This window comes from Microcoleus sp. F4-D5, assembly GCF_036704885.1.
GTDB lineage: Bacteria > Cyanobacteriota > Cyanobacteriia > Cyanobacteriales > Microcoleaceae > Microcoleus.
In genome coordinates this window covers 37423-50053 of sequence record NZ_JAUBSX010000036.1, presented here as the reverse complement: position 1 = coordinate 50053, position 12631 = coordinate 37423, and the positions used below count along the sequence as shown (strand labels likewise).

Genomic DNA, 12631 nt, shown 5'->3' with positions numbered 1-12631 from the left:
GTTGCACCGGAATTATTGTTGACTGTTGACTGTTGACTGTTGACGGGCGGGTCGAAAAACTGAATGGTTGAGTGTTAACTGTTGACTCGATTTTATTATTCCGATGCAACCGGAAACGATATGAAAAAAACAAAATTGATCGGGCTGCCTTATATAATAATAGTATTAACTCAAAAAAATTAAGGAAAAACACATGAAAGCCTTAGAAGTCACAGGAACGATCGACGAAAAAGGTCAATTAATTCTCGATCGACCTTTAACACTAGACACTCCGGGCCCCGTGCGAATCATCGTCCTCTTTCAGGAACCTACAGATGAAGGTGAAGACGACCCCGACGATACTCCAGTTGAAGAAGTAAAAGCTAGTCTCAAAAGAGCGTTGCAGCAAGCCAAAGCCGGACAAACCCGACCAATCTCTGAACTGTGGGAGAGAATCGATGCCGAAAAAGGTCAATTATTGCTCGATCGACCTTTAACGCTCGGTATTTCGGCTCTCCTACGAATTATTCTCCTTTCCGAACCTATATATGAAGCTGAAGAATATCTAGACGATACTCCAGTTGAAGAAGTAAAAGCTAGTCTCAGAAGAGCGTTGCAGGAAGCTAAAACCCGACAGCGAATACCTCTTTCTCAAATGTGGGAGGGCATCGATGTCGAATGAATCCGATCATCTAGTTCAAATCGATTTAACGCCTGAGTATAAACGAAATTTGCGTGAATTATCCAAAAAGTATCGCCAAATCCGGCTAGATACTCAGCCCGTAATTGAACAAATACAGGCTGGCAATTTTATTGGCGATCGCATTCCCGGAATGGGCGAAGATTATATCATCTTAAAAGTCCGGGTGAAAAACAGCAACATCCAAAAAGGGAAAAGTGCAGGGTATCGCATGATTTATCAGATTGAATCGCCCGTCAGCGTACTTTTGTTAACCATTTACTCAAAATCAGATCGAACAGATATCAGCCTCAACGAAATCCGCAGCATCATCGCCGAGTTTGATGAAAACGAATAGCGGTGTATTATTATTAATTTTATGATTAGCTATCTCAAAGGCACAGTAGCCGATATCGCCAAAGGCAGCAACCGCGTCATATTGACTCTGGAAGTCAATCAAATCGGCTATGAAATCCAAATTTTGCCCCGCGTGACCGGTCAATTGCCAGCATCCGGCGAAGTCGCCCAAATTTTTACCCACCAGCAAGTTAAGGAAGACCAAATCGTATTGTACGGTTTTGGCAGCGCTGCAGAACGCGATTTGTTTCGGCAGTTGACGAGTGTTAGCGGTGTGGGTGCTCAATTGGCGATCGCACTTCTGGATACTTTAGGATTGCAAGATTTAGTCCAGGCGATCGTCGGCGGCAACACCCGCATCCTCGCCAAAACCCCCGGCGTGGGTACAAAAACCGCAGAACGTCTCGCCCTCGAACTCAAAAGCAAACTCTCGGAATGGCGCCAGCAAGCAGGTTTGACAACTTCAGTCGCCGCCGGAGTCCCCCCAGCTATTCAAGAAGAAGTCGAGATGATCCTGCTGGCGATGGGATACACTGCGGCTGAAGTCTTGCAAGCGCTGCAAACCCTCAGTCAAGACAGCAGTTTGTCCGCCAAAGGTGATGCCGATGATTGGATACGTGAGGCGATCGCCTATTTGAGCCGATAACAACTTGAAAGCCCGTGAAATTGCTGTAGATAGAGGGTGTCGCAATTCACTTTTCCCCGCAAGTGGATTAAAACTCTTTAATTGAAGTGAAGGAAGGGGGCGTGGCTGATTATTGCGCGGGGCGCTTAAAGCTCACCACAAAACTTCTCCCTCCGCTCTTGTCTTTGCCTCTTGGCAGCACGCAGTGTTCCCAACTCCAGCGGATTGGACCAGCGATTAAATAGGCGTCTCCTGCATGTTGTTCGAGTTCAAAGACAGGGCTACTGGCATCTTTGCGAAAGCCAATGACGCGGTTGTTGGAGAGGCTTATGGCGAGGATTCTCTCTCCGTGTCGGTGGTTGTCGATGTGCCATTTGAACTGGGCCGAAAGGCTGCCGAACCAATCCGTGACGCGGTATTGATTGGGCATCTCATCGAAGAACCCACGGTCTTGTAAGGTCTTCCCCCAAGCGAGCATCCAGGGGCTTGGTGGCGGGGTCTCTTTGCCGGGGGCTCCGCGACGGATGGGCGCGTCGGCCTTTGGGGGTGTGGTTGGCTCGGGGGTGTTGTATCCGAAGTCTCCGTAGTAGCGAAAGAGTACATCGCCTGGGTTCTTGGTGTACTCGTCATTTGCCACAATGAGGTCTACCTCTTTTTGAGACAGTAACTTGGGGAAGGTCTTTAGACCGGGTGTCTTTGCCATTTTGTGCCGGGGTTTTTCTTATTTTGCCTTTGCTGTGTCGATCGCGCCAGCGGCCACCCACCACAGCGGCCAGAATTTTATTACGTTTGGTGGGTGCCATAAAAAGCATTTATGCAGGGGACTGGGCCTTTATCTACCAACCATTATAGAAATATCTTTCGACATTATTATAGGGGTCATCGCAACTCTCGGGGTTGTTTGCGGATGCCAGACAGAGAGAGTGCGCGCCGTTGCTGACGCTAAAGAATGTGGTACTGTTGGCGCTCGCTGGTTTCAATGTCGCAATTTACTTTTCCCCGCAAGGGGATTAAAACTCTCAGTAATATCTTGAGGGCAATTAATCAGCTTTAAGAATTGTCGCAATTCACTTTTCCCCGTAAGGGGATTGAAACTCGGTCTGCGAACTTTTGCAGCAAAAATTTCATCTCGCACCCTGCACCCTTGTCCATTCCCTGTGGTACAATTGCAGATTGTGACAATCGTACAAAAAAAACTAAAATCAATTCATGCCACTTACACAACAGCGCAAACTAGAAATCATGGGCGATTACCAAACCCATGAAACCGATACCGGTTCAGCAGATGTCCAAGTCGCGATGCTGACCGATCGCATCACCAAACTCAGCGCCCACCTGAAAATCAACCAAAAAGACTTCGCCTCCCGGCGCGGTTTGATGATGATGATCAGCCGCCGCAAGCGCCTGCTGGCCTACATCCAAAAGCAAAATGCCGATCGCTACAAAGCATTGATTGCCCGTCTAGGCATTCGCGGCTAAACACCAAAGCCAAAATTTGCGACAATATTCTTTAATCTTGGACAAACACCAAGAGTTATTGAAAAATGTTCGAGATTTCAGGTCAGAGATAAAATATGTCCTCCGAACCACCCCGCCAGCGCTTGCCCTTTGAACCGGCAACAAATCGTAAAAAAACGCCTAAAAAGCCCCCAGAACCCCAAGCAAACAACGCAGCCTTAGAGTCTGATTCTGCCGACAAGCAGCCCAAAGCTAACAAAACCGGAAAACAGGCGCAATCCATCCCAGAAGCAGTTAGCAAACGCATGATATCCCGCATAGCGGTATTCTGCGGCATACCGACCCTCCTGGGAATTTCGACATTTTTTGTCAGCTATTTGGTAGTCAGCAACGGCTTGTTCGATCTGCCCAATACAGCAGTATTGCTGGTAAGCATGGGCTGTTTTGGTCTAGGGGTTCTGGGATTGAGTTACGGAGTCCTCTCGGCTTCCTGGGATGAAGAAGTTTCAGGAAGCACTCTGGGGTGGGAAGAATTTAATACCAATTTTGGCAGGATGCGAGAAGCGTGGCGCGCCGCCAAGCCAAAAAATTAGTCATTGAGTTATTAGTTATTAGTCATTAGCTAAAAACTAAGCTGTTAACCATCTAGAATTTGTATTTGGGGAGGGAACAAGAACCCGCCCCACAACAATGCTAAAAATACTGATATAAATAGATTCTCGATCGCCATTGCATCTATTTTGCTCAGTGCATCCGTCTCATAATCCGTGTCTAGCCCAACTAAAAAGGCAAAAAAAATATGATTATTGTAATGAAAGCCGGCACTCCAGAAGCCGAGATCGATCGCCTAGACGAAGAACTCCGCACTAGCTGGGGTTTGACACCAGAAAAAATCGTCGGCCGTTACAAAGTTGTTATGGGTTTGGTAGGCGAAACTGCCGAACTCGAACCTCTGCAACTGCGCGAAATGAGCACCTGGATTGAGGAAGTGCTGCGCGTCGAAAAACCCTACAAACGCGCTTCTCTGGAGTACCGCCAAGGAGAACCCAGCGCAGTAAAAGTTTCTACTCCTTTAGGAACTGTGACGATCGGCTTGCACCACCCGATCGCGATCGTAGCAGGCCCTTGCTCCGTCGAAAACGAAGAAATGATTGTCGAAACGGCAATGCGCGTCAAAGCTGCTGGAGCTCAATTTCTCCGTGGTGGCGCGTACAAACCGAGAACTTCCCCCTACGCTTTCCAAGGCCACGGCGAGAGTGCTTTGGGATTGCTGGCGGCGGCCCGGGAAGCCAGCGGTTTGGGAATTATCACCGAAGTTATGGATGCGGCCGACTTAAGTGCGATCGTAGAAGTAGCCGACGTAATCCAAGTCGGGGCGAGAAATATGCAGAATTTCTCGCTGTTGAAGAAAGTCGGAGCTCAAGACAAACCTGTTTTGCTGAAGCGCGGCATCTCCGCCACCATTGAAGAATGGTTGATGGCTGCTGAGTATATCATGGCTTCTGGCAATCCGAACGTGATTTTGTGCGAGCGCGGCATTCGCGGGTATGACAGGCAATATACGCGCAATACGCTAGATTTGTCGGCAGTACCAGTATTGCGGACTCTGACTCACTTACCGATTATGGTTGACCCGAGTCACGGCACCGGTTGGGCGCAGTTTGTACCGTCAATGGCGTTTGCTTCGATCGCCTCCGGTACAGATTCGCTGATGATAGAAGTACACCCGAATCCCAAAAAAGCTTTGTCTGACGGGCCGCAATCTTTAACACCGGATCAGTTTGACCAGTTGATGGAAGAATTGGCAGTAATTGGTAAAGTCATGAAACGCTGGCCGCAGCCGGTGCCAGTTTTGGCATAAAAACAGGCGAAAGGCCTAACCTAAAATGCGATTGCTGTTAAATCCCCGACTTCTTAAAGAAGTCGGGGATTTTGTTATTTGGTTTTTGGAATAAAGGCCCAGGGGCGATCGTACTTCTAGGAATGTTGCGAAATTTTGTATAATTGATATTTGAGTTAATTAGCGAGAGGGCTGGGAGTCATGGTAGGCATGGGAACCAAACTCACTTTAGCAGAATTTCTAGCTTTGCCCGACCCAGATGTATATTGTGAGTTTGTAGATGGTGAAGCAGTCCCCAAAGTGTCTCCAAAATATTTTCATTCGACTTTACAGTTTACTTTGTGTCGCCTGATTCGTGTATGGTGTAAAGGACGCGGGCGAGTGCTTCCAGAATGGGCAATTTTGTTAAAACGTCAGGATAAAGATTGAGCGCCTGTTCCCTATTTAACGTACATTTCTTATGCGCGTCTGCCGAAAAGTTGGCGGCTAAACGAAGCTTGTCCCGCAATTCCGGAACTGGCGATCGAGATTATCTCTCCCGAGAGAACGATGCAGGAATTTGAAGAGAAGGCGAAAGATTATTTGGCGGCGGGCGTTCCGCGAGTTTGGGTGATAGATCCAGAAGCTATTTTAATAAAAAGCTTTTTCCCCGATGGTTCTAGTCAAGTTTATACGGATCGTACACCGATTGTGGATGAGTTGCTGCCTGGTTTGGAGTTGACGGCTAGACAGATTTTTGAAGAAGCGGAATTGATTGATTGAGGGCGATCGTACTCTGTGCAAGATATCAGTCGTAGGGTGCGTGACAGCGGGAAAACTTTAACTCGCGGCGGTGGGAATATTGACTGTCACGCAATGCAAAAAAACCATAGTATTTACCAGGTACTATGGTTTTTTTGCGCTTACCCGTTAGATCGTGTCCGGTAGTACAACCATAGTAAAATAGCTAAGTATACCCTTTATAAAAAACATCCTATCTGACCCAGGCCAAAACGTATTAGCATTGAACCACATCTATCGTTACGAGAACTAGAACAGCGTTACCGTCAAGCTTCATACCCTGTTGAAAAAAGTCATTACCAAACTATCTGGTTATTAGCATCTGGCAGAAGTAGCCGAGAGGTTTCACAAATAACTGGTTACAGTCTCAGTTGGATTTATGAACTAGTTTGGGGGTATAACCGCATTGGTCAAAAATCACTTGGAGATAAAAGGCATGAACATCAAGGTGCCGATACACTTTTGAATGATATGCAACAAGCACAACTATGGCAAGCGCTACAATCACCTCCAACTGTTGGTGGGCTTTGGAACGGACAGAAAGTTGCAAATTGGATGAGTGAATTATTAGGACGTTCAGTTAGTAGACAACGAGGCTGGGAGTATTTGAAGGCAATGAGACTACGTTTGAGAGTCGCTGGACCCTCTCATCAGGAAGCAGACTTTACGGAACAGGAACAATGGAAAAAAAACTAGCAAAAACGGTGACTCAAGTTCAAGAAAAGTACGCCGACGCCGATGTAGAAGTTTGGACAATGGATGAACATAGAGTCGGGCTTAAACCAATAATTAGAAGGATGTTGGTAGATGAATGGACAGTACCCGTAGCAAACGTTAATTGGCGATTTCAATGGTTATGGTTATACGGCGAAAGTTCATCCGCAGTCGGGAGAAACTAAGGCGTGGATTCTACCCTTTGTAAATACCGAAATTTTTAATCAGGTTTTAGCGGATGCAAGCTCAACATTTTAAGCTTGGGGAAAATAAGCAAGTTGTACTAGCTTTGGATCGATCTCTTTGGTATACTGCTGGGAAACTTGAAGTCCCAAAAGGTATTCACATTGTTGAAATGCCTTCTCGCTCTCCAGAAATACAAAGGCGCAGAAAGACTTTGGCCGCTTACAAATGAGCCTCTTGCTAATCGAACATTTGAAAACCTTGATGAATTAGAAGAGGTTTTATTTGAGTGTTGCAAACAATTACTCCAACAGCAAGATTGAATTCTGGGTTTAACAAACTTTGACTGGTGGCCTCAAGTTCCAGTTGCTGCTTAATTATGGGTAAGTACCCGGACTAGATATAGCCTTTTTCAGATAGATGAGGTACAAGTTTAGATTTTAGATTTTATATTGGGGGATTGGGGGATTGGGGGATTGAGGAATTGTTAATTAATTAGTAAATACCTCATCTTTATGAAAAGCGCTATATAAGTTATTTATTTTTTATTCCTCAGCAGGGTGGATAGGGGGGAGCTCAAAGTTCTCCCTATGACTCGCAGCCCACAAAAAAATAAATTCTCCAAAACACTTGACAGTTTCCCAAAGATAGGGCACAGTAGTAATTCGTGACCTATGCGGAACTGGCGGAATTGGTAGACGCGCATGATTCAGGTTCATGTGGTGCAAGCCTTCCGGGTTCAAGTCCCGGGTTCCGCATTCCAAAGGCAGAAGGAAGTTTGGGGTTAACCCGGTAAAGGCAATAACCCCATTCGCTCTGCTGAATTAAACAATGCTGACAAGTATTCAAAACCCCCTAGTTAAAGAAATCCGCAAGCTGCACAGCTCGAAGGGACGCAGGGAACAACAGTTATTTTTACTCGAAGGGACGCACTTGCTGGAGGAAGCTTGCGCTGCCAAGTACCCGCTAGCAACGGTTTGCTGCACTCCCGAATGGCTGGAAGATCGCGGAAAGCTTTGGGAGGAAGTTGCTAATTTAGCCGATCGCACCGAGTTAGTAAGTGCCAAAGTGTTAGAGTCGATCGCCACTACAGTCCAACCCGACGGCATTGTCGCCACCGCACCCCGCACCGCAACAGAGCCCGCAAAATTCTCAACTTTAGGAATAGCCCTAGAAACAATCCAAGATCCCGGCAACTTGGGGGCGATCGTCCGCACGGCTGCGGCTGCTAATGCCGACGGCTTGCTGCTAAGCGCAGACAGCGCCGATTTAGACCATCCCAAAGTGCTGCGCGCCTCAGCAGGAACTTGGTTTAAGCTGCCAATGGCAGTCACTCCAGATTTAACCGCCGAAGTCTGGGATTATAAAAATCGAGGAATGCAAATTTTAGCAACCGTCGCTGGGGCCAGTTTAAGTTATTGGGAAGTAGATTTGCGAGTGCCGACTCTGATAGTTTTGGGGAACGAAGGTTCTGGGTTGTCGGAAGAATTGAGGAGTTTGGCCGATCGGCAAATCCAAATTCCCCTGAGTCGCGGCGTAGAATCTTTAAATGTGTCGATCGCCGCAGCCCTCATCTTGTACGAAGCTCAACGCCAAAGAAGTCATTAGTCAATTGGCGATCGGTCATTATCTGTTGGGGCAGTTAGATCGATATCTGTAACTTCAAATCATTAATTGCATTGCTATTTTTGCTATTTTTATCCCTTCACCTTGGTAAGGTGCGTAGTCTGCACCTTACTTTAATTTTACTTTAAACGGATTTCAAAATCTCATCATCGACAGAAAAATCTATCTCAGCTTTGTCACGTCCTGAAACGAGATAATCATTGTGAAAAGAATCTTTCAATCCCGAAAGTAAGTCAAATTCCGGCTGCCAGTTAAGTTCGTTTACAGCTTTATTAACTGAGGCGAAAAAGTGCTGCAATCGCATCGGGAAAGCTTTCTTTTTGCCAAAGTCAAATTGTTTCGGATCGTAATGTACAATCTTAATCGCATCGGGCGATTTGCCTGCCGCTTGAATGCAGGCGCGGGCTAAACCGTCAAAGGTGACAAATCGATCGCCCGAAACGTTGTAAATTTGCCCGATCGCCTTTTCGTTGCCCAAAACCGCCGCCATTGCTTTAGCCAAATCCTGACAGTGCCCCAACTGCGTGAAGTGCATTCCGTTACCGGGAATCGGAATCGGTCGATCGCGCGCAATGCGATCGAAAAACCAAGCCTCTAAATCGTTATAATTTTGTGGCCCGTAAATGTAAGTCGGGCGAATCGAAGTCCAAGGCAAACCGGACTCGGCCAAGTAAGTTTCGGTTTCGCATTTACCTAAATGCCGGCTTTTAGGATCGGTAGCGTCCCCTTCGATATGAGGCATTTGATCCGACTTCAAATAAACCCCCGCAGAGCTCATGTAAACAAAGTGCTGCACCCGCCCTTTAAATATTTCAGCTAAAGGCTTTGTATCGCTCAGTTCGCGGCCGTTGTTGTCAAAAACGGCGTCAAACTCGACCGTCGATAACTTTTCTTGCAGTTGTTCGACATTTGTGCGATCGCCCTGAATCTGTTTCACGCCCGAAACCGGTACAGGCTTGTTGCCCCGGTTAAACAACACGACTTCATGCCCTTGTGCTGCTAAAATCTTAGTAAGATAAACCCCGATAAACCGAGTACCGCCCATCATTAAAATTCGCATTATTTTCGATGCTCCTTACAGTTAGTGTAAATATCTTACAATAAAGTTATGCCCTAGCTTTACTCAAATAGCACTTACGGGTAAATACCAGAGAAACCGGGTTTTTTACCAGTATCAAAGACTCAAATCCAGTATTTTCGTAAAAAACCCGGTTTCGGCAGACCGGACGATCGAATTGTGCGTGAAGCGAAGCTATCCCGCAGGGAATCGCTCAAAAAAACATACTTTCAATTTGCCTTAAATAGCCATATGCAAGTTCCCCGGCTTCATCCAGAAACAATCGAAGAAGTCAAACAAAGAGCCGACATAGTAGATGTCATTTCCGGTCGCGTCGTGTTGCGTAAACGCGGCAAAGAATTCGTAGGTTTGTGTCCCTTTCACGACGAAAAATCTCCCAGTTTTACAGTCAGCCCAGCCAAACAAATGTATTATTGTTTCGGCTGCGGTGCCGGCGGCAATGCTTTTAAGTTCCTCATGGAATTAGAGAAACGCCCTTTCAGCGAAGTAGTATTAGAATTAGCTAAAAATTATCAAGTCCCCGTCAAAACAGTTGAACCGGAACACCGACAAGAATTGCAGCGCCAAATTTCTCTGCGGGAACAACTGTATGAAATCTCAGCACTAACAGCCAAGTTTTACGAACACGCTTTGCGACAAACCCAAGGAGAAGAACCCTTAGCATATCTCAAATCCGAACGCCACCTGAGCGAAGAAACTATCCAAAAATTTCAATTAGGTTATGCTCCCCAAGGTTGGGAAGCACTTTACACTTATTTGGTAGAACAGAAAAACTATCCGGCGCAATTAGTAGAACAAGCTGGATTAATTGTACCGCGCAAAAATGGCGGCAGCGGCTATTACGATCGCTTCCGCAATCGGATTATGATTCCCATACGCGACACTCAAGGCAGAGTCATCGGTTTCGGCGGCAGAGCTCTCGGCGACGAACAGCCGAAATACCTCAATTCTCCCGAAACAGAACTGTTCGACAAAGGCAAAACTTTATTCGCCTTAGATACAGCAAAAACAGCCATTAGCAAAGCCGATCGCGCAGTGGTTGTAGAGGGGTACTTTGATGCGATCGCACTTCAGGCAGCCGGCATCTCCAACGCCGTCGCTTCCCTCGGCACAGCCCTAAGTTTAAACCAAGTACGCCAGTTATTGCGCTACACTGACTCCAAACAAATTATCCTCAACTTCGACGCCGACAAAGCAGGAACTCAAGCAGCAGAACGCGCTATTGGAGAAATAGAAAAACTCGCTTATCAAGGAGAAGTGCAACTGCGCGTTCTCAATATTCCCGACGGCAAAGATGCCGACGAATACCTCAAAACATACTCCCCAGAACAATATCGAGAATTGCTCGAAAATGCTCCGCTGTGGATCGACTGGCAACTGCAACAAATGATTGTCAATCAAGATTTGAAGCAAGCCGATACTTCCCAGCAAGTTACAAAAAAAATTATTAATTTATTAACCAATATCACTGATGACAATCAGCTAGCACATTACCTGCAAAAGTGCGCCGAAATTCTCAGCAAAGGAGATTATAGACTCACCAAAATGCTCGCAGAGAACTTGCTCAATCAAGTAGTCAGCGATTGGGCAAAGCGGCAGAGTCAAGACGAATCTTTAACAATGCCCCTGTTAATTAGAAACAAGCTGAAGCCGAACAAACAATATAAAAAGCAGCGTCCAGGCAGCGAAAATACAAGCTCAAAATCAAGCTTATCTGCCGTTGCCCGCAGTCTTTTAGAAGAAGCAGAAGCGCAATTATTGCAGATTTACTTACACTGTCCCGAATACCGCCAAGATGTCAGAGAAGCAATAGAAGCTAGAGACGTGCAGTTTAGCCTTTCTCACCACAGATTTTTGTGGCACCAGATTGTGAATGCAGAAATATTGCACAAAATGTCTTTACAAGTAGCGCCTTCTGAGTTAATATTAAAATTGCAAGATAGCTTCATTGAATATCCCAATCAACTCCATCAAATCTCACATTTATTTCACTTAAACGAGTTCTCAGAAAGAAACGTTTATCGCGCCCCTCTAGTAATTAGATCTGCCCTCGCCTGTATCGAGCAAATAATTAGCATGAAGCGCCGTCGGATTGCACTCAATATGTGGCAAAAAGCCAAGACCGCTAGCAGTGGCGAAGAGGCTATAGAATATCACAAACAATTCTGTGCCGAACAAGAATGGCTCAAGGAATTAGAGCGGCTGCGTCAAGTTAATTTTTACGATTTAACATCCGTACCTTGGAGTGGGAATTTCTAGGAGTTAAGGACTTTAGTCCCTACTACGAACCAAAATCAGGTACGAAGGAAACAGCCAGAAGATGGAAATGGAAGCAAACTTAGATGGGATATGCGATCGCCCTTAGCACCGTTGTTGTTCGAGGATGACGAGTGGTTAGATCGTTTCCGGTTGCATGGGAATGATAAAGTCAAGGTCAATAATTCCACATTCCCCAACGGACGACTCCCCACTCCCCACTCCCCACTCCCCATCATTCCGGTGCAACCGGAATCGATATTAGATCCTAGGGAGTCTGGTGCGGTGGTTGTCCAGGTTTTGTCTGCCACTCCGGCGAAAGGGAAAGCTTCCACAAAGCATACTTTGGAGAAGTTTCCCGTTCAAAGTTTTCGGATGTTACTGACTAATTTATCGACGATCGCGAAAAATCGAGTGCAGCCTATACTAGCGCGTGTTTCAGTTAGTTTCGACCAGACGGCGGCAACTCCTTTACAGCAGAAAGCCTTCGATTTGCTGGGGGTTTCGCTGACATTTCAGTCATGTATCCGGCGGCTAAAGCCCGATCGCCCTACTGATGGGGGGAATACTAGGAACTTTAAGAGGACGCGGGGGAAGTTCCATTTCAGGCTGAGTTACCTTGAGGTAATCGGCGATAAACTCACCATACTTTTTCCTGATTTCGTCAGGCAGAAATTTGAATCCAAGAGTCTTCGATCGACATTCAGGAGAGCCGCAACAACATTCTGGAATGGCAATAGAAATATACTCCGTTGTCTCGTAGTCCCAGGTAAGTTCGCTCCCAGAAGGAATATCAACCAATGCCACGAAATCGTAGGCTCCGAATTGATTATTCCTCACCCCTGTATTTGGGCTACAAGAATGATTGATCAATACTCCCGGTTCATCTAATTCTATATGCAGGTCAAAATCCATCTGAAAAGAGTGAGTAGTTCTTTCTGGTAGAATCTCGACTGGGCGTCCAACCACCACAGTCTCACCTTTGCGGAAGCATCGGCTGGCAAAAACGCCTCTACCTTTCTCTGTTTGCTGAATGAAAATATCGAAACCCATTTT

General features: G+C 46.3%; 11 protein-coding genes, 1 tRNA gene and 2 pseudogenes. 11 read left to right on the top strand and 3 right to left on the bottom strand.

Annotated elements, in window-relative coordinates; translation table 11 throughout:
• Positions 1-193: 193 nt before the first annotated feature.
• The 3 genes from QUA80_RS33845 to ruvA are packed head-to-tail and all read left to right on the top strand — an operon-like array spanning position 194 to position 1661.
• Entirely contained in the window at positions 194-661 is a 468-nt protein-coding gene (locus QUA80_RS33845; RefSeq protein WP_445302255.1) for a type II toxin-antitoxin system RelN family antitoxin, read from the top strand.
• On the top strand, positions 651-1016 hold the full coding sequence (locus QUA80_RS18040; protein WP_333426488.1) for a type II toxin-antitoxin system RelE/ParE family toxin: 366 nt from the start codon (positions 651-653) through the stop codon (positions 1014-1016). Before QUA80_RS33845 ends, QUA80_RS18040 begins: the two co-directional genes overlap by 11 nt.
• A 21-nt stretch (positions 1017-1037) precedes the next feature.
• Complete coding sequence (gene ruvA, locus QUA80_RS18035; RefSeq protein ID WP_333426487.1) at positions 1038-1661, top strand: Holliday junction branch migration protein RuvA; 624 nt, start codon at positions 1038-1040, stop codon at positions 1659-1661.
• A gap of 109 nt (positions 1662-1770) precedes the next feature.
• On the opposite strand, the gene QUA80_RS18030 is transcribed toward ruvA, so the two are convergent.
• The gene (locus QUA80_RS18030) at positions 1771-2343 is read right to left on the bottom strand and encodes a hypothetical protein (RefSeq protein ID WP_333426486.1); all 573 of its coding nucleotides are present in this window, start codon (positions 2341-2343) and stop codon (positions 1771-1773) included.
• A 506-nt stretch (positions 2344-2849) separates the two neighbouring features.
• On the opposite strand from QUA80_RS18030, the gene rpsO reads away from it, so the two are divergent.
• From rpsO to QUA80_RS17995, 7 genes and pseudogenes are all read left to right on the top strand, one after another.
• The gene (gene rpsO / locus QUA80_RS18025; RefSeq protein ID WP_172186986.1) at positions 2850-3119 is read left to right on the top strand and encodes a 30S ribosomal protein S15; all 270 of its coding nucleotides are present in this window, start codon (positions 2850-2852) and stop codon (positions 3117-3119) included.
• 95 nt (positions 3120-3214) lie between these two features.
• The gene (locus QUA80_RS18020) at positions 3215-3691 is read left to right on the top strand and encodes a PAM68 family protein (protein ID WP_333426485.1); all 477 of its coding nucleotides are present in this window, start codon (positions 3215-3217) and stop codon (positions 3689-3691) included.
• Between the two features lie 206 nt (positions 3692-3897).
• Entirely contained in the window at positions 3898-4959 is a 1062-nt protein-coding gene (aroF, locus tag QUA80_RS18015) for a 3-deoxy-7-phosphoheptulonate synthase (protein WP_333426484.1), read from the top strand.
• A gap of 180 nt (positions 4960-5139) precedes the next feature.
• Positions 5140-5700: pseudogene (locus tag QUA80_RS18010) on the top strand (Uma2 family endonuclease).
• Positions 5701-5934: 234 nt separating this feature from the next.
• A pseudogene (locus QUA80_RS18005) lies at positions 5935-6938 on the top strand (IS630 family transposase).
• 353 nt (positions 6939-7291) lie between these two features.
• Positions 7292-7373 (top strand) — tRNA-Leu (locus QUA80_RS18000).
• Between the two features lie 73 nt (positions 7374-7446).
• Positions 7447-8223, top strand: a complete 777-nt coding sequence (locus QUA80_RS17995; RefSeq protein WP_333426483.1) for an RNA methyltransferase — start codon at positions 7447-7449, stop codon at positions 8221-8223.
• A 142-nt stretch (positions 8224-8365) separates the two neighbouring features.
• On the opposite strand, the gene QUA80_RS17990 is transcribed toward QUA80_RS17995, so the two are convergent.
• Entirely contained in the window at positions 8366-9301 is a 936-nt protein-coding gene (locus QUA80_RS17990) for an NAD-dependent epimerase/dehydratase family protein (RefSeq protein WP_333426482.1), read from the bottom strand.
• Positions 9302-9550: 249 nt separating this feature from the next.
• Between QUA80_RS17990 and dnaG the strand changes: the two genes are divergently transcribed.
• Positions 9551-11578, top strand: a complete 2028-nt coding sequence (gene dnaG / locus QUA80_RS17985; RefSeq protein ID WP_333426501.1) for a DNA primase — start codon at positions 9551-9553, stop codon at positions 11576-11578.
• Positions 11579-12109: 531 nt separating this feature from the next.
• Here the strand turns inward: dnaG and QUA80_RS17980 are convergent.
• Positions 12110-12628 (bottom strand): SET domain-containing methyltransferase, encoded by a 519-nt coding sequence (locus QUA80_RS17980; protein ID WP_333426481.1) that lies wholly within the window; start codon positions 12626-12628, stop codon positions 12110-12112.
• Positions 12629-12631: the final 3 nt, after the last annotated feature.